At 64.9% G+C, this 16,143-nt stretch carries 17 protein-coding genes; 2 read left to right on the top strand and 15 right to left on the bottom strand.

Annotated elements, in window-relative coordinates; all coding sequences use genetic code 11:
* Positions 1-71: 71 nt before the first annotated feature.
* The 3 genes from traN to JHC57_RS00250 form a co-directional block, all read right to left on the bottom strand.
* On the bottom strand, positions 72-1,187 hold the full coding sequence (gene traN, locus JHC57_RS00260) for a conjugal transfer protein TraN (RefSeq protein WP_062770246.1): 1,116 nt from the start codon (positions 1,185-1,187) through the stop codon (positions 72-74).
* On the bottom strand, positions 1,184-3,127 hold the full coding sequence (locus JHC57_RS00255) for a hypothetical protein (RefSeq protein ID WP_294027726.1): 1,944 nt from the start codon (positions 3,125-3,127) through the stop codon (positions 1,184-1,186). The genes traN and JHC57_RS00255 overlap by 4 nt, the downstream gene beginning before the upstream one ends.
* A gap of 342 nt (positions 3,128-3,469) precedes the next feature.
* Entirely contained in the window at positions 3,470-4,549 is a 1,080-nt protein-coding gene (locus JHC57_RS00250; protein WP_082813418.1) for a TraU family protein, read from the bottom strand.
* Positions 4,550-4,809: 260 nt separating this feature from the next.
* Between JHC57_RS00250 and JHC57_RS00245 the strand changes: the two genes are divergently transcribed.
* Positions 4,810-5,406 carry an SRPBCC domain-containing protein gene (locus JHC57_RS00245; protein WP_062770243.1) on the top strand — a complete coding sequence of 199 codons (597 nt, stop codon included), beginning with the start codon at positions 4,810-4,812 and terminating at the stop codon, positions 5,404-5,406.
* Between the two features lie 217 nt (positions 5,407-5,623).
* On the opposite strand, the gene JHC57_RS00240 is transcribed toward JHC57_RS00245, so the two are convergent.
* The 12 genes from JHC57_RS00240 to JHC57_RS00185 all read right to left on the bottom strand — a co-directional run bounded on the left by JHC57_RS00240 (position 5,624) and on the right by JHC57_RS00185 (position 15,303).
* Complete coding sequence (locus JHC57_RS00240; RefSeq protein ID WP_062770330.1) at positions 5,624-6,226, bottom strand: hypothetical protein; 603 nt, start codon at positions 6,224-6,226, stop codon at positions 5,624-5,626.
* A gap of 37 nt (positions 6,227-6,263) precedes the next feature.
* A complete protein-coding gene (locus JHC57_RS00235; RefSeq protein ID WP_162928323.1) occupies positions 6,264-6,500 on the bottom strand; it encodes a hypothetical protein in 237 nt (78 codons plus the stop codon).
* Complete coding sequence (locus JHC57_RS00230; RefSeq protein ID WP_062770237.1) at positions 6,497-6,826, bottom strand: hypothetical protein; 330 nt, start codon at positions 6,824-6,826, stop codon at positions 6,497-6,499. Before JHC57_RS00230 ends, JHC57_RS00235 begins: the two co-directional genes overlap by 4 nt.
* The gene (locus tag JHC57_RS00225; RefSeq protein WP_062770234.1) at positions 6,823-9,357 is read right to left on the bottom strand and encodes a TraC family protein; all 2,535 of its coding nucleotides are present in this window, start codon (positions 9,355-9,357) and stop codon (positions 6,823-6,825) included. The genes JHC57_RS00230 and JHC57_RS00225 overlap by 4 nt, the downstream gene beginning before the upstream one ends.
* Positions 9,354-9,962, bottom strand: coding sequence for a TraV family lipoprotein (locus tag JHC57_RS00220; RefSeq protein WP_246553339.1), 609 nt, complete (start codon positions 9,960-9,962; stop codon positions 9,354-9,356). The genes JHC57_RS00225 and JHC57_RS00220 overlap by 4 nt, the downstream gene beginning before the upstream one ends.
* A gap of 324 nt (positions 9,963-10,286) precedes the next feature.
* Entirely contained in the window at positions 10,287-11,027 is a 741-nt protein-coding gene (locus JHC57_RS00215; RefSeq protein WP_294027722.1) for a site-specific DNA-methyltransferase, read from the bottom strand.
* A 1-nt stretch (position 11,028) separates the two neighbouring features.
* Positions 11,029-12,330 (bottom strand): TraB/VirB10 family protein, encoded by a 1,302-nt coding sequence (locus JHC57_RS00210; protein ID WP_082813416.1) that lies wholly within the window; start codon positions 12,328-12,330, stop codon positions 11,029-11,031.
* Complete coding sequence (locus tag JHC57_RS00205; protein WP_062770228.1) at positions 12,327-13,091, bottom strand: type-F conjugative transfer system secretin TraK; 765 nt, start codon at positions 13,089-13,091, stop codon at positions 12,327-12,329. Before JHC57_RS00205 ends, JHC57_RS00210 begins: the two co-directional genes overlap by 4 nt.
* Positions 13,075-13,710: a TraE/TraK family type IV conjugative transfer system protein gene (locus JHC57_RS00200; RefSeq protein ID WP_062770225.1), complete on the bottom strand. Its 636-nt coding sequence runs from the start codon at positions 13,708-13,710 to the stop codon at positions 13,075-13,077. Before JHC57_RS00200 ends, JHC57_RS00205 begins: the two co-directional genes overlap by 17 nt.
* An 8-nt stretch (positions 13,711-13,718) precedes the next feature.
* Complete coding sequence (locus tag JHC57_RS00195; protein ID WP_054588706.1) at positions 13,719-13,985, bottom strand: type IV conjugative transfer system protein TraL; 267 nt, start codon at positions 13,983-13,985, stop codon at positions 13,719-13,721.
* Between the two features lie 135 nt (positions 13,986-14,120).
* A complete protein-coding gene (locus JHC57_RS00190) occupies positions 14,121-14,435 on the bottom strand; it encodes a hypothetical protein (protein WP_062770222.1) in 315 nt (104 codons plus the stop codon).
* 184 nt (positions 14,436-14,619) lie between these two features.
* The gene (locus JHC57_RS00185) at positions 14,620-15,303 is read right to left on the bottom strand and encodes a DsbC family protein (protein ID WP_246553357.1); all 684 of its coding nucleotides are present in this window, start codon (positions 15,301-15,303) and stop codon (positions 14,620-14,622) included.
* Between the two features lie 473 nt (positions 15,304-15,776).
* Between JHC57_RS00185 and JHC57_RS00180 the strand changes: the two genes are divergently transcribed.
* Entirely contained in the window at positions 15,777-16,142 is a 366-nt protein-coding gene (locus JHC57_RS00180) for a helix-turn-helix domain-containing protein (protein WP_120694225.1), read from the top strand.
* The last annotated feature ends 1 nt before the right edge of the window (position 16,143 follow it).

The following is a 16,143-nucleotide window of genomic DNA, read 5'->3' as shown; positions in this document are numbered from 1 at the left end:
ACACCTGCGCTGTCCCGGCGCTGGGCATCCCCGCCCATCCGGCGAGCGCGATCAGCGCGGCAAGGCGCGGCCTAGCGGCCGATGGCCTGCGTATAGGCATCGATGCGATCCTTCATGTCGATCTGGATGTCGGCTTGCGCGCGGGCCTCGATCTCGTTGTAATATTCGGACAGGTCCATCCGGCTGAAGTCGAGCGCCTGGAATTCCTCGGGCGTGAACCCCCGGCAGTTCGGCGTCTTCACCGGCCCCCAGCCATCGGCAAAGGACTTGAGTTGCGGACGGCCCTGTTCCTGGATGATGCGGCCGAGCTTGGTGTTGAAGCAGCAATGGCTGCGCGATTTCTGGACGCAGATGCCGAGGATCTTCGACGAGCAATAGCTGCCGATCTCGACGCACATGCCCGAGCCGCGCAGCATGCCGACTTCCATATCTTGCTGGTCGCAGGAGGTGAGCAGGAAATCGATCATCACGTTGATCGCGAGGCTGATCGCGATCGAGGTCGGATCGATGCCGACGATGATCGCATTGGCGCCCGCGCTCGCCGCCTGGCTCGCTGTCGCCCCGGCTTGGAAGGCGGCATAGGCGGCCTTGGCGCCGGTGAACACGCCCTTGGCGATCGCGATCTTGGTCTGGGTCGATGCGAGCGACGAGCCCATGCCGTCCTTGACGATCTTGCCCTTGTCCTTGCAGCAGCTCTGGAAGCCGGTCTTGAGCCCGGCGGGGCGGCAGCGCAGCGCGCGGCCCGCGAAGATCTCGATATTGCCGAGGCAATTGCCATCGGCATCGACCGGCCCATCGGCGGGCGCGCCGGGATCGTCGATAACGGGCTCATCCTCGATCGGGTTCGCGGCGGTATCGATACAGCTATGCGGCGAGCAGGCCGGAACGCCGCCGCTCGTCGGCGTCTCGCAGCCATATTGGGGTCCAAGCGGGCACGACCAGCCGCCGCCGGGCTCGGCTGCGCACCAGGCGCGCTCGAGCGGACATTGCCATCCGCCGTTTGCTGTTCCGGTGCAGCTTGCTGTTTCGCCGGGGCCGTCGGCCTCGCCGCTGCCGTCGAGATCGGCGGCGCAAATCTGCTGGGCGTGCGCTGGCGCGGCCGCGAGCGCGCTGCCGATAGCCAGCCCCAGGACTAGCAAAAGGATCAGCGCGGCCCGGTGCGGCCAAGGGATGTCGCGCCAGCTCATCGCGCCGTCGCCGTGCAGGCGAGATCGGCGCCGGCGAGCCGGACCGTCTGCATCACCACCACCGCTTCGGGGAAATCGTCGAGACAGCCGCAGGGGCTGACGATCGTCTCGCCGGGACCCGCCGGGCAGACATTGTCGGCGCGGCAGACATGATAGAAGGTGTCGAACCCGGTCGGGTTCGTCTGCCTGGCGCCGACGACGCCATCGGGCGCGGCGTCTGCGTTCGCCTTGGGCGCCCGCGTCTTGCAGATCGCCTCGCAGGCGGGCACCGAGCCGCGGTCGGGGAGCGCGAACGGCCGCGTCAACGACGCCATGCCGCCGTCGGCGGTGCGCACGCGGTCGGCGAGCATCGTCTCGGTCGAATGGTCGATGATCCACGCGCCGCGCCTGAGATCGGGCTCGGGCATGGAGCCCGTGTCGACGACGCATTTATAGCTGCGCTCGCGGCGGAAGAAGTCGCGGGTGAGTTGGATGGTGCACGACCCGGTGCCGAACAGGCGGGTTTGGGTGAGGGGTCTCAGGCCGGTGCTGATGCCATTGCGGAAGGTCTGGACGCCGTCGACATTTTCGCTGTCGAGGCGGCACTTCGTATCGCCGCCTGTGCCCGCGCACAGGTCGACGAGCCGCTCGCTGGGCTCGCAGCCGGGCGAGACGCGGATCTCGACATCGACGAGACCCCATTGGGTCGTGAGCGGCGCGCCGCCGCCCCCGCCCCGCACGCGCGCCGATACGGTTGCGGGACCTGCCCGGAGGTCGGCCGTGAAATCATAAGGCGTATAGTTGCGCGCCGCGCCGCCGTCGGTGCGGCAATCGCCAGAAGGCAATCCAGTGGTCAGCCAGGGGCGCGGTCCGGCCGAGCTGACGATGCGGCCGTTGACGCGGCCCTGGACCCAGTCGTCGGCGCCCATCTCGACGATCTGTGCGGATATAAGCTTCGCGGGGTCGCTGACTTCGAAGCGCGCGGTGAAGATTGGCGGCGATCCGCTGCAATCGCCGTCGCCGATGATGCGATAGCGGCGACATCCCTCGCCGCAGTCGCGAACCGAATAAATGGAGCCCGACGCGGAGACGATATCGTCGTAACCGAGCGGCAGGAAGGTCACTTCGCGCTCGATCGTGCAGGCCCGGACCTGCTCGGCACGGCCCGTGCCGGCAGGTGAGCCAGCGAGCGACTGGAACAGGCTGTTCGACCGCGATGCGGCAAAAGCGTCGCCCTGGATTGCGGTCGGGTTCGCGCGATAGGCCGTCTGGGGCAGGGCGGGATCGGGGCTGCACGCGGTCGATTGCGCGCCGACATATTGAATGACGGGACCGTTCACCCGTGCGTCGGCGACACCGTTGCGCGGATCGTGGCTCGACAGCGCGCCGACCGCACCGCCGCCAAGATCTTTCAGCACCGACGGCAGATTGCCCATGACGAGGTTCGCGCCGCAACTGTTGTTGACGCAATAGCAGCCGGCGAGCGCAGGCATCTCGACTTCGGCGAGCTTGAGGTCGCCGCTGCTGTCGACATCCCATTGGAAGCTGCGGCAGTCGCTCCAGCTCCCGGGGCGGCAGGAGATCACGCCGTTGGCGCAAATCCCCGACACCGGCACGGGCAAGGTCGTCACGCTATCGAATTGGCCGTCGATATCCTTGTCGCGCGCGATGCGGACGGTAGTGATATCGCCGCCCGCGCCAGGCTGGATCAGGATTTCAAGGAAGTTCGCCGTCTTCTGGCAGGCGAGGTTCGGCGTGAAGCTCTTGCTCTTGTCGACCGTCGCGATGGACTGCCCGGCGAGGCCGGGGCTGATGTAATTTTCGAGGATGGCTTCGCTGTCGCTGCTCTTGGAGCGCGACGCCTCGGCCGCGGTGCGCGCACGGTCCTCGATCGTCTGGGCCAGCGCCACGCCGGGGAGCGCGGCCGAGATAGGCAACAGGGCAAGAAACCGCGGGGTCACGAGCGATTCCCGTCGATGGTGCGCGAGCCATGGGCCACGCGAAACAGGTCTCCCGCCCGGAAATCATCGCATCCGGGCGGGAGGAGCCGAAACGCCGCCTGGCCTTCGAAGACGGTGAGCACGGCCTTCACCTGCGAACGCAGCGGGGTTGAGGCACAGCTTTCCGCCGTCCGAGGTTCGGTGGCCGCCTCGGCTGAAGGTGGAGCGGCGCCCAAGGAGAGGGGGCAGGGCGCCGCCCCCGCCTCGCGCGCCTGCCGGCAGCCACCAGGGCTGTGGCGGGCAGACCGGGCCGATTCCGGGCTGCGCGCAAGGCGATCGGTATGCGCCGGAACCGGCGCCGCATCAGGGCGTCGAGATGCCAGCACAGCAAATCGCTTTCTCGAAGAGCATGAACTGGGCGTTGTCCTTGCCGGGCGCATGCTTGCCCGAGGTCCAGAGTGCGCCCGGGCGGCCGATGTTGACGCACTTGCCGCCCTTCACCGGCTCCATCAGTTGGAGCTTGTATCGGCTCTTGGTCCAGATGGGCTGCGGCTTGAACGAGCAGCCGTCCGCCGAATGAATAGTGAGCGCGCCCATGCGGCCCATCATGAAGGTGCCGCGCGCGGCCAGCCCTGCCCAGGCCTCGACCCGGTCGCCCATGTGGATGTCGCCGGCGACTGGATAGGTCGAGCCCCAGCTTCCCATGCACCAGAAGAGCGGATCGACGACCTTGCCGGCGGCGGCGGCCGCGCTGTCTGCCATGCAAGCGAGACCCGCCGCGGGGTTACCGAAGAGGATGCCTTCGGGCTGGATGATCGCACCCAATGTTCCCGACTGCCAGGTCGGCATAACCTCGGTCATCAGCGCAACGTCGAACCCGTCATCTTCGAGGCAAGGAAGGTCCGTGAACATGTCGAGCATCTTCCAGACCGGCGCCTGGTAATAATGCATCTGTGCAAACAGCTTGGTCGTGTTGGTGCCATCCGAGATCGACGACTGACTGCCCTGCAGGCGCCCGCCGGTCGGCATGATGTCCAGCCCAAGCGCCATCATGCAGCCGGGCTCGGTCACGACGTCGATCATCCGGTTGGGCGTCCAGAAGCTCACCTTCACGCCGAACCAGAAACTCGCGCCCTTGCGGCAGGCGCAAAGCGGCCTGGAGGCCGACTGGGCGTCGAGCGCCTTGTCGAGCTTGTCATAGCTGCCGACGCGCACGCCGCCGATCGTGATCGGGAAGATGCAGTTCCAGCGTACCTTGGTGATCGGGTTGAAGATCGCGTCCGAGGGGCATTTGGAGGCGTGGACGGGCGCTGCAGGTAACGCGATTCCGGCGAGGAGCGCGGCGGCAAGCGCGGCGAACTTCAACCGTCTCGCCCGCTTCGCGCTCGCGCCGCGCGGCTCGGTGCCGGACGGCGCGTCGAAAGGGACGGAGCGAGCGAGCATAGAATCTCCGTTGCGCCGCTCGGGGCGCGTGAAGGTCAGCGAAAGATGGAAAGGCGGTGTTCGATCCTGCGATCTGCCGGTATCTCGGCCCTATCCGCGGGCAGGAATGCAGGTCTGAACGCCCCGCAACAACGGGTGGGGCGCGAACGTGCCGACGAGAGGCGCGGCTGTTCCGCATTTGCCGGCGGAGGCTTCGGGAATCCCCGCGAACTATCCGGACTAATGACGAGTGACGATCCGCTCGAACTGGCGCCTCAGCGGTGATCACCCAGCGCGCATCGATCGTCGGCGGCCTGGAAGCCGCGTCGCTCTGGTTAGTATTTCACGAGATTGGCGTGCCGGCGCAGGAATGTCTTGTTCTCGCGGCTGTCGTCGCAATAGGTGGGAAGGTCATGACCTTCCCGGCGACTCACAAGAACTCCCGCGTCATCCTCGCGAAGCCGCGCGCGATATTTCGCACGATGCTCGACCCTGAGACGATTCCGGCGTGGCGCCTGCCGAGCGGCGTGACGGCCCAGATCGAACATTTCGACTCTCGCCCGGGCGGGGCTTACCGCATCGCATTTCAGCAATCGCGGGAGGGGCCAGAGGAGAGCGAATCGAGCAAGGTTGCCGGTGTCGTCGACGGCAGGTTCGCGGAAATTCTTCCCGACGAGCGGATCGTCGAGAGCGTCCGCTTCGACATCGCAAACCCTCCCTCGCAGGGAGAATTGTCGATCACGACCATACTCGAGCAAGTCAAAGACGGGACAAAGGTTACGATAGCGGCGGCGGATGTTCCGTCCGGGATCAGCGAAGGCGATTGTCGCGCCGGGATGGATATGATGCTCAAGAAGCTCGCCAACTTCGTCGAATAACGATCAAAAAAATGACACCCACCCGGCCGAAGCCGAATGGGTGTCAAGATGAAGATCCCTGTCCTCGTTGCCGAGGGAGAGCTCTCCTGGGTCGCAGTGCCGGGTTATGCGCTCTGTTCGATTCGGGATTGGATGAAAGCGCCAAAAGGCCAGGACGCGAAAGATTGTTCCGCTCTGGGCAGCGAGCAATGGCCAATCGTTGCGAAGGGCGCGCGGTCTATTTAATCGGACGTCGACGTTCGATCTCGAACTCCTGCAGTTCGAGCTTCTGCCCAACCTGCTCCACGATGACGGGCGCGACGGTCAGTCCGAGCCGATCCCTGATACGCTCTTCGAGGATGAAAAGCGGTCGTCCCACCTTCTCACCGAGCGCGATCGGATCGGTCGATGCTGTCTCTCCCCCGGCCAGCAATATCCAGTCGATCGGACGGGCTTGCATGATCGCCCAGCCAATATCACGCGGATGCACGACCACGAGCCGCTGCGGCAACGATACATAGGCAAGGGGATTGAAGGTGTAGCCCTTCGGGTAGAGCAGCTTGCCATCGGGCAAGCGAATTTCGAAATCGAGCGTATGAAAGGGGATGACGGTGCGCCGCCGATCCACCGCCGCGACGCCGAGGGCCGCGGATTTCATAGCGCTCCAGCCTTCTCGTGGCCCGAACCGCTCGGCGATACTCGGCGGCTGCCGCGCCGCGCGCGCCTCAATCTCGGCGAGGGCGTCGGGCTCGGCAATCGGCCAGGTCCGGCCAATGATCGACGTCTGACCATGCGCTGACGCGCCTATGAAGACGGCGGCGGCGACAAGCCCTATCGACATCCCGAACTGCAAGGCCGCGAGCCGGATACGCTGGGCGTCATGGTCCACCGCGATTTCTCCACCTGTCCTTCGGATCGACCGCGCTTTCGCCGATGACCGCGCCGATGAAGCAGCCTAGGGTCAGCAGACCGAGGAGGATGATCAGCGACCGAGGGGAAGGCATGTTCGCAGGCGCAACCAGCAGGATTGCGGCCTGCACCACGCCGAAGAGGAGCCCTGAGACCACGAGCCGGATCACGCCGGGCGACGGCGCATTGGAGAAGATGCCGTTCACCGCTGCCGACGCCCGCGCCACCGGATCATCAACCCGCTCGCGACGTTCGACAGCCAGATCAGCAGCATCCCGCTTGCGAAGCAGGCGATGCCGACCGTCACGGATGCCTGGACGACGATGTCCGTCGGCTGTTCGACAAGCAGGCCGGCGATCAGCACCAGTCCCGACATCATCACCGTCTCGATCGCGACAAGGCGGAAGCGCCAATAGAAGGCACGACGCTCGGCCTCCGCCGCGACAGCTGCCTCGAAGCGCATGCGGTCGGACGGCAGCATGGCGGCCAGATCGAGCCGAAGCTGGTCCGCGTTAGCCGCGCGCCGCGTCATGGCAGGTGCTCATGCGCGGTGGCTGGCAACGACCGCTCGCCGAGAATCTCGCGCGGGTCCACGCCCGCCAGTTCGCACACGGCTTCGAGCGGCGAACGACCGCTGCGTACCAGCGCCTCGAAAGCCGCCACATCCTCGGGCGCCGACGTGTTGATCCAGTACGAGAAGGGATCGACAACGATGCGAGCGATGCCGAGCCCGAGCGGACTGTCGATGAAGACCTCGCTGTAGTTCGGCTTGTTGTTGCGAACCGACTTCAGGAGGTCGAGAACGAACCCCGAATAATCGAGGATCTTGTTTTCGACCGCCTTGTCGTAGGTCGATCCCTGCAACAGGAACCGGGTGGCGGCATTTTCGAGGATCACCTGGCCGATGCCCCCGAACAGCAGAAGGTCGTTCATGCTCTGGAGAATGATACCGAAACTGCCCCGATATTTGCGCGCGCGGCGATAGCCCTGGGCGATGGCTTCGGCGAGGCGGGACAAATCCTGGCCCGGGTTGTTGGGCATGAACTGCGCGGTTTCGTCGCAGATCACGAATCGCGGGCGATCGCGGGCCGAGAGGTAGAGCTCTTGCGTCACCGCGTTGATCACGACCATCACGACCACGTTGAACAGGTCGGGTATGGCTTTCAGGCGTTCGAGTTCGAGCACGACGAACTCGTCCGAGCTGATGTCGAAGGTCGACGGCCCATTGAAGAAATGCCCATAGGCTCCGTCCGACCCAAAATCGCGCAGGTTGAATGCGAGTTCGCGGGCGACTGGCTTCAGATGGTCGACGCGGTCGAGGTCGGCTGCGGCAAATTGCGGATAGGCGCCGAGCCACGCACGGACGGAATCGATGCCTTCGTCGGCATGGCCCTCGTCGATCGTCCACTGGACCGCCGATTTGATAAGGTTCCATTCCGAGGTCGAGACACCCTTGCGCGTCGCGGCATTCGCCATCTCGGCGACGATCGCGACCGCCATCGCGATCGCCGACTGCTTGTCCTCGCCGTCGAGCGCAAGCCCGAGATCGAAGGGGTTGAGAACGAGCCGTTCCTCACCGACGTCGATATAACGGCCCGAACAGAGGGTGCAGAGCTTGCGGTAGCTGCCGCCGATATCGATGATGCGGATCAGCGCGTTCTGCGCGAAATATTGGCGGCAAAGGTCATTGAGCAGGAAGCTCTTGCCGGCGCCGCTTTCGGCCGCGACGATGAAATTATAATTGTTGATGCGCGGGTCGAAGAGATCGAGCGTGATGAGCTGGCCCTTGCGTCCGGTGTAGAGCAGGGCAGGGCGGCCGCCGCCGCGGAAATCGGTCTGGATCGGCGCCATCAGGGCAGTCGCCTTCACCGGCATCTTGAAATCGCGCTCGAGCATCCTGATCGTCCGGCGTTCGGGATAGAGGCCGAACGGCAGGCTCGCGGTGAGCAGGATGGGATTGAGGTAGGATTCTTCCTGCACCATCCAGGGGAGCGGCTCGCTTTCCCAGAGGCGCTTCGCGCGCGCGGCCATCTCGCGCGCCTGGTGGCGGTCGCGGCCGAACACCCAGACGCAGGGCATCACCGAGACGAAGCGGCTGTTGCCTGCCTCGTCGAGTACCCAGCCGATCTCCTCGATCTGCTTGCCGACCTCGACCGCGAAGCTTCCCGCGGCTTTCTGCGCCGAGAGGATCTGCGCGCGCTTGTGAATCTCGAACTGCGAATGGTCGAAGAGGATGTTGAGGCAATAGAGGAAGGGCCCGCCGATCTGGTCGCTGTCCTCGGCACTCCCCCGCATCCCGCCTGTCAACCGGTTGGCGCGCTCCGCGGTGACGCGCCGCGCCGGTGCTTTCGGCGTCAGGCAGCGCGCGACCTGGTTGCCGAGAAAGACTTCCGGACCATCGAACGCGAGATCGGGGCCGGCATCGATGATCTGCTTGCGGATCGGCGGCGCCGCGTGGGCGGCTGCAGCCGTGGCGTAGACGCCGGGCGCGGCGTCGAAGACGCCATTGAAGATGCGCCGATAGAAGGCGACCATTTCTTCGGGCTCGAGGCGGCGGATACCGAGCTTGGCAAGCTGCTCCTCGATCTGGCGGCGAAGGTCGCTGTGCATCGGCGCGCGCGTCTTGACGGCAAGCAAGGTCCGGAAATCGCGCACGGGGATGCCGTGAAGCGCGGCGAGACCATTTCGCCCTTCGTTGAGATAGGCATGGGTTCGCCGCGCCGAAGCCTGGATCAGCGGATCGGGCCGCGTCTTGAGATCGAGATATTGGTCGAGCGCGGGCGCGATCAGCGGGTCGGCGAAGCTGATGAGCTGGACGACGCTGTTCTCGGGGAACTGGATATTGAGCAGACCGAGAAGGGCTTGGTGGACATGCGCGAACATATAGGCCGCGGGCGTCAGTTCCCAGGCATAGCCCCAGCCGTCGTCGATGCAGAGAAAGGCTTCCTCTTCCTCGACCCACGCTACGAGCGGCAGGAAGTCCGAATAACGGTCGCGCGCGACGCCGCGATGGAGGTCGGCAAAGGTGAGGCCGCCGCCCGTTCGCGTCCCGGGCGCCTTCACGGGCGCAGCTCGGCGGGCAGCGATATCGTTGGGGCTGGCTCGGTCCCGGGCGTCTCGCGCACCTGTTCGAGCACCGGCGCGCGCGTAGCGGCCGAGACGGGCGGGACAAGATAGCCGCCGACCACCCAGGAGGGGGTTTCGAGGACCGAGTAGACGAAGCGCGGCATGTAGAGCCGGTCGGGCCGATTGCGATCAGCATAGGGGAGGATCAGCGTCCGCACGGCCTGGGCGGGCCGCAGCATCGGCGTATCGGGTGCGTCGATAAGTCCCTGGAGCTCGCGATAGACGCTGTCGCGATAGCTACCGTAGGCGCCGGTGTCGCCGCGGCCGCGGCCTACCGCGCCGCGCGAGTTCGTTTTGAGCAGAGCTTTGTCGCGGGTGACCGGCGGGTCCGAGTGCGACGCGTGGCCCAGCGCCGCATCTTCATAGGCCTTCTCGGGGTGGATGCATTGGCCGTGATCGTCGTTCTTGCAGCTGAACTTCTCACTGTAGGGCGACATCGCCGATCCGAGCGCCGTGCAGCCCGACAGCAACGTGGGGATGACAGCGAGGGATGACAGCCATGCTTTGCGAATGGGGCGATCGTGTGGGCGGCAATGCATCATGAGTCCTCCTTTGCGCCGGTGGCGCGGGGTGAGAGCGGCCGTGCGAGGGTCGACCAATCATTGTGGATTGGATGCTCGCGAACCGGGGTTAGTAATCTTTGGATGGCCGCGTTTCCGGGTCGCGAACAAGGGCAGGGGCAGGAACCTGCCGGTCGGAGGCAGCGTCGTGCTTCCCTTCCGTCGGCCGAAACTAACCGGTCAGAATTTCTTCTGTTCGCACTTGCAGCATGAAATGAGGATACCCATATCCCTGATGCCTTTCAGGCATCCTCTCCCAAAACTTCGCAGGGTCGGCGTGAGCCGGCCCTTCTTTTTGCTGCCGGCTTAGGAGGGACGGTTATGCAGTGCGTTCAATCGCGCCCGCGCCTTTGCAGCCATGAGCGGATCGACCTCGCAGCCGACATAGCGGCGCCCGGTCAACGCAGCCGCCTCGCCGGCGGCGCCGGAGCCGGCGAAGAAATCGCCGACGAGACCGCCAGTCGGACAGGAGGTGCGCATAAGGATCGCGAGCAACGCCACGGGCTTTTCGGTGCGATGGAGGCCGCTGCGCACGCTGTTTATCTCGATCACCGATTTCATGATCCGCGTGCCGTCGTCATGATAGGCGCCGGCGCCGATTGACCCGGTGTGTTTCGTCCGCGCTCGCCTCAGTTGAACCGATTTGTTTCGCGTTGTCGCTGGTACGCGCTGAACGTCGTTGTAGACGTCTCTCCAAAGCGCGTCGTGACGATAATATTGCACGATGATCTCGTGGACTCGTTTGAAGCGGTCGGCTGCAAATCCGGTTCCGTTGGCTTTGCGCCAGACGATGTCCTGGGCGTAACGCAACCCCACTGCTTCGAAACGGCCAGCGTCGGCGAGCAGATAGCGTAACGAACCGAAGACCCAAAGCGAGCCTACGGGCTTGAGCAATGCCGCGGCGAGCGCATGCCGGCCTTCGACACGCCTGTCCCAGCAGAGGGTAGTGATGCAATAAGGAGGACCGGCAATGATCAGGTCATAGGGACCATGGGCGGCCGCGATCTCGCGGCAGTCGCCGCAAAGGACGGCAGGGCAACCCGCCAAATCAGAATTTGCTTCCGGCCGTCGGCTTGATCTCGAGGGTAACGCCCTCCTGGATAACCACGACAACATCTTTCGCGGCGCCGACTTCGACGATCGGACCGGCCTGGCGCGCGAGATCGAGATAGAAATCCGTCAGCTTGTCCGACGACTTCGAAAGACCTCCGGCGATCCCAGCCTTGGCGGCGTCGCCCGCATCGAGCGTCCGCACCGACCCAAGCGCTGACGTCGAGACGTCGCCGATGGTGTTCTCGACCGTCTGGCTGATGCCGCTGATCGTGCCGGCCAGGAACGCGCGGGCAAGGCTCGCCCCGGCGCGCGTGACAACCTTGCCCGACAGCCCCTTCTTTCCGTCCGTGTCCACGAAGAATCCCTTGATCGGTTGGTCGACCACCGAGCGTTCGTCGAAATCGACGCAGGACAGCGAGACGAGCTGGACCTCGACCCGCTCTTTCGCGAGGCTGCCCGTCGCGTTGCCGATGACGAAGCATCCCGAGAGGTTTGCCTTCACATCATTGGGCAAGACCGCGGGCGCCTGGACGCGGGCAATCAGCGGCTCGGGGTTCGAAGTCGCATCGCGGCTCGCGAGCGCGTCGATCCCGGTCAGCAGCCTCGCCTTCATGAAACCAGGCGGCAAATAGATCGTCCGCGTCTTTTTTTTAGCGCTACCTGGCGCGGCCTTCCCGTCGGCCGCAGCGACCGCTCCTGGCGCCGACACGGCGGCACCGATCGCGCCGATCGTCTTTTCGACGGGTGGTGCGGGCGGGGCAGGGGGAGCGGCAGGCGGCATGGGCGGCGCCGGGATTTCGCCCGCCATGCCTTCGGCTTCGCCGGGCGCCGGCGGGTAATCGGGAATGGCGCCGGGCAGCGCGGGCGGCAGCCCCGGATCGCCATCGGGAGACGAGGCGGGTTTGCTGCCGGGGATGACCTTGCCTTCCTCAATCGCCGCGACGCGCTCGCCGAGCAGCGACTGGCCTTCGAGGATCTTCTGGAGGTCGCCGCGCAGCTTCACCTCGAGGCTGTCGCCGCGGAGCCCCGCACCCATGTCGAGCTTGGTCGCCGCGGGGGCTTCGGGCTTGCTGTCATCACCGCCCGTGCTGGCGGTGTAGAGGCCGGTGCCGAGCAGCGCGACGACGCCGGCGACGCCGAGCTGCTTGGCGCGTAGCTTCTGCTTCGAGTTCATCCTCGCCCAGCGCTCCTTGAGCGCGAGCAGGGCTGGGCCACGCTCGGGCCGCGCGGATTCAGGTGGTAGCGGCTGGCCAATCTCGCCGAGGTCGAGCGCCTCCTGTTCGGGGGCGGCGGTCATTGTCCATCTCCGCGCCGGATGACGACCAGCCGGGCGCTCTCGCCAGCTTTGAGGGAAAGCCGGTCGAGCGTCACCGCAAAGATGTCGGAGCCGAGCGCACGGTCGAGGAACTGCCGTTCCTCCAGAGCCGCATCGCTGTCGCTGGTGATGCGATATTCGGAAGCCGAGAGGCCAGATCCTTCGATCTCTAGCTGGCGGCGTTCGGTGAGTGTCGCCGACGGCATAGCCTGGATCGTGATAAGGCCTGATCGCGGTGCGACTTCGGTGAAGCTCGCCGGCACGCGGTCCTGCAGCATGGCGAGGCTGATCGAGATGGCCCGCTCTTCCTCGACCAGTGGGCCGAGCAAATCCTCGTTGGCCCGCGCGCGTTGCGGACGACCGGGTACGAGAGTCACGGTCTGGGCCGGGATATCCGACGGCTCGGCGTGAAGCGGATAGATGGCGCCATTGCAGGAGATGAAGAACTCGCTCGGTGTCGTCACATAGGTGCGGGTGACCGCCCCCATGTCGTCGATCTCTTTGACGAGGAACTTGATCCAGGCGTCCGAGCCAGCGCGCTCGACGGCGATAGCCTTCTCGGCCGAGAACTTCACATCCTCGATCTCGCCGCCGACGCAGACGATATGATTGACGTCGCGGTTCGAGAGCCGGATCGTGCTGACCTGATCGGGTAACGCGGTAATCGCCTGCGCGAATGCGGAAGTCGGCAGCAGCGACGCGGCGCAAATGAGCGCCACGCCCGTCCTAGCGAGCCTGGACATCAAAACTCTCCTCGGTGAGCGAGACCAGCCAGAAGCGGCCGTTCTCGATGGCGTAGCGAATGCGAAGGTTGCCGCGGAATTTGCGGATGACGCCGCCGATGACCCGCACCTTCTCGATGGGGACGAGGATGTCGCGGTCGGTCCACTGGACTGGCTGGTCGGGGCGGATATAGGTTGCGATCGACAGCGTCGGGTTGCCGGCAAGCTCGTCGAGGATGCTGTTCAGGCTGTCGCGCATGCTGTTGTAGGCCGACGGATGGACGATCGAGAGCAGTTCCTGGAACTGCCGATCGGCCGAATAGGCCGAATAGGTTCCGGCAAGCGCGACGATGTTGCGCGTGATCGTGCGGATATAGGCGGCTGACGGTTTCGAGCCCGTCACATAGAGATCGCCACCGGCGCCGAACGGCACGACCACGGTGCGCTGCTTCTGGTCGGAGCTGTAGATGACAGCGCCGAGCACCGCGGTGATGCCGAACAGCCCGACGATCGCGAACTTGAGCAGCCGGTTCTCCTCGAACAGGTTCGACGAGCCTTGGACATAACGGTGGATGCCGAAGCTCGCCGGCTTGCCAACCAGCGGGTCGACGGGAGCGGTTTTGCGGGAACGCGAAAACATGGGCGCCCTCATTCGTAGAAGCGGGTCTGAGTCGGACCCGGATAATGACGGAAGCGCAGCATTCCCCATCGCCACGCGAGATGCGCGAGGAAGCCGCGCGGCTGCGCGCGCTTCCACGGCAGGAAAAGGAGAAGGGCCGCGATGAACGCCCAGCCGACCAGACCGCCGACGATGACGGCGACGAAGATGGTCGTGACCACCAGCACGAACTCGTCCGATCCGAACCAGAGGATCTGGACCGGCTTGTGCAGATACTGGGGCAGGCGTTCGTCCATCGACCCTTCTCCTCCTGCTTCACAACCCCGCGTCCGCAGGCGCTGGCCACGGGGCTTTTTCCGGGAGCCATCCTCCCGGTGACCGGATTGCAAGCGAACGGTGGAACCGGAACGATCGCCTGCAATCCGATGCCGTCAGATCACCATGCCAAAGGTCTGGAGGATCGAGTCCGCCTTGATCAGGCAGACCGCCGCCACGATCGTCGGGATGCCGATCATGATGTTGGAAAATAGCCGCGACACGCCGAACAGGAAGGCGGCGACGCCGCCGACGAAGCCGAGCGGGCCCTTGACCCCCTGGTTCACGACGATGTCGTAGATGTCGTAACCGAGGTCGCCGGCGACCGGCGCGGTGAACGCATGCGCGCTCGCGGCGATGATCGACAGCAGCAGCACCGGGATGCCGATGTTGGCGACCGAGAGCGCATTGTTTCGGAGATTTTTGATCACATTACTCACTTTCTCAAAAGTCGGGCTGTCCGCTGACCTGCCTGCCGGCATCGACGAGTATCGCTGTCGGCCGACGACTGCGCTGGACGGCCCGATGGGGGCGCCGCCGCCGGCATTCCGGTGCGCCCGGGCAGGGAGCGATGATGCTCCCGGTGCTCGGGCGTCCGCCAAAAAGGGGAAGGCGTCAGCGAGGCGCATGGGCGGTCTTCGCTGAAGAGAGGAACGCCTCGATCTCGGCTTGCTGGAAGCCGGAGATCAGCTTGCCGCCGGCGATCAGTGTCGGCGTGCCGGTGATACCGGCCGAGCCGACAATCCGCGCGTGGGCCTCGACCTTGGTGCGGCCCTCGGCGCAAGTTCGGAGCACCGCGGGCGCGGCGCCGGCGTAGATAGACTTGAATGCAGCCTCCTTGTCCGATGAGCAGAGAATATGCTCGGCCTTCGCGGCCGCCTCGGGATGGATGCCGCTGACGAAGAAGACCAGGCGTCGGACCGGCTTGCCTTCCGCTGCTTTCGCCGCCCAATAGCGGTCGAGCGCGCGGCAATAGGGGCAATCGGGATCGGTGAACTCGATGATGGTCGGCGCGTTCTCGGGGCCGACAGCGAATGCGACCGCAGTGTCGATCGCCTTCAGTCGCTTCGCCGCCCCGGCCTCCTGCGCAAGCGCCGTCAGGTTGACGCCGTTCTTGTCGAAGATCGACGCGAACAGCAGATGCTCGCTCTCGGGGGCATAGTACACGATGCGGCCACCGGCACTTGCCTGGTAGAGCGGTCCTTTCACCGGTGCCGGCCCGAAGTCCTCGAACTGGAGATTGGTGAAGGTCTGGTGGAGCTGTTGCTCCGCGTCGGCAGCAGCTTTTGCCAGTGCCATCCTCTCGCCGATTTCCTGGGAATTGGCGGCGGGGCTGATGCTGAACAACGCCGCAATCAGCGGAAGGCTTGCGACGGACAAAAGGCGCGAAGAGCAATCATCGGCAAAATTGCGTAGCATGTGTCCTCCTCAGCGCGGAGTGCGCCATTCGACATTGACCGGGGCGGAGACTGGGCATGAAGACATCATTGCGCCCTGACCGCTGTTCATGTGGAGGGTGGATCGCGGTTACGGCGCGGCGGGACAAGGCAGGGGGCACCGTGCTGCCCATAGCAGGCAGGAGAGTGCAAAGCGGGTCCGCCGATGAGCGCGCCATTTCTAAACGGAGCGGGATCCGGGTGATCCCAATCTGGCGACAAGCTGAACGAAACTTTCGGTTTGCAAGCAGTTCCCGTTGCCCGGCTCACGATGGCCGATCAGCATTGCACCTGCCGAACGCAGTCAATGCTTGGCCATTTCGGGCAGGAATTAAAATGACAATCGTAACCACCAGTCACGATGCATTGCTGGCGCAACTGAAGGAATCTTCAGGTCGACGGATTGAGGGAGAACGACGACGTCAATTCCTCTCGCAACGACAGTTCGCAGCGCGGGTCGGTATTAGCATTCGGTGGCTGCGCGAAATTGAGAGTGGCAATCCGGCCGTGAAGTTGGAGGATCACTTACGCTGCGGGGCGGCGCTGGGTCTCGCGCCAAGCCACATTTTTTTCCCACTGCTTTTTCACGCGCACGGCAAGCCTTTGTCGGCTGATCCGCCACATCACAATCAGGCTGATCTCGAGTATCGCTGTATCCGTCTGATCGCGCGGCACACACAGGGAAGGCGAACAACACCTTGAC

Origin of the sequence: Sphingopyxis sp. (genome assembly GCF_016463645.1) — a bacterium.
Taxonomy (GTDB): domain Bacteria; phylum Pseudomonadota; class Alphaproteobacteria; order Sphingomonadales; family Sphingomonadaceae; genus Sphingopyxis.
Note: the sequence above shows the minus strand (reverse complement) of the source record. Positions and strands in the feature narration are given on the sequence as shown.

What these genes read in the sequence shown, in the direction of transcription:
- JHC57_RS00195 (WP_054588706.1), bottom strand. Translation starts at nt 13,985, where the DNA reads ATGGACGAACGCCTGCCCCAGTATCTGCACAAGCCGGTCCAGATCCTC.
- JHC57_RS00210 (WP_082813416.1), bottom strand. Translation starts at nt 12,330, where the DNA reads ATGACCGCCGCCCCCGAACAGGAGGCGCTCGACCTCGGCGAGATTGGC.
- JHC57_RS00200 (WP_062770225.1), bottom strand. Translation starts at nt 13,710, where the DNA reads ATGTTTTCGCGTTCCCGCAAAACCGCTCCCGTCGACCCGCTGGTTGGC.
- JHC57_RS00185 (WP_246553357.1), bottom strand. Translation starts at nt 15,303, where the DNA reads ATGGCACTGGCAAAAGCTGCTGCCGACGCGGAGCAACAGCTCCACCAG.
- JHC57_RS00205 (WP_062770228.1), bottom strand. Translation starts at nt 13,091, where the DNA reads ATGTCCAGGCTCGCTAGGACGGGCGTGGCGCTCATTTGCGCCGCGTCG.
- JHC57_RS00250 (WP_082813418.1), bottom strand. Translation starts at nt 4,549, where the DNA reads ATGCTCGCTCGCTCCGTCCCTTTCGACGCGCCGTCCGGCACCGAGCCG.
- traN (WP_062770246.1), bottom strand. Translation starts at nt 1,187, where the DNA reads ATGAGCTGGCGCGACATCCCTTGGCCGCACCGGGCCGCGCTGATCCTT.
- JHC57_RS00180 (WP_120694225.1), top strand. Translation starts at nt 15,777, where the DNA reads ATGACAATCGTAACCACCAGTCACGATGCATTGCTGGCGCAACTGAAG.
- JHC57_RS00240 (WP_062770330.1), bottom strand. Translation starts at nt 6,226, where the DNA reads ATGTCGATAGGGCTTGTCGCCGCCGCCGTCTTCATAGGCGCGTCAGCG.
- JHC57_RS00220 (WP_246553339.1), bottom strand. Translation starts at nt 9,962, where the DNA reads ATGATGCATTGCCGCCCACACGATCGCCCCATTCGCAAAGCATGGCTG.
- JHC57_RS00230 (WP_062770237.1), bottom strand. Translation starts at nt 6,826, where the DNA reads ATGACGCGGCGCGCGGCTAACGCGGACCAGCTTCGGCTCGATCTGGCC.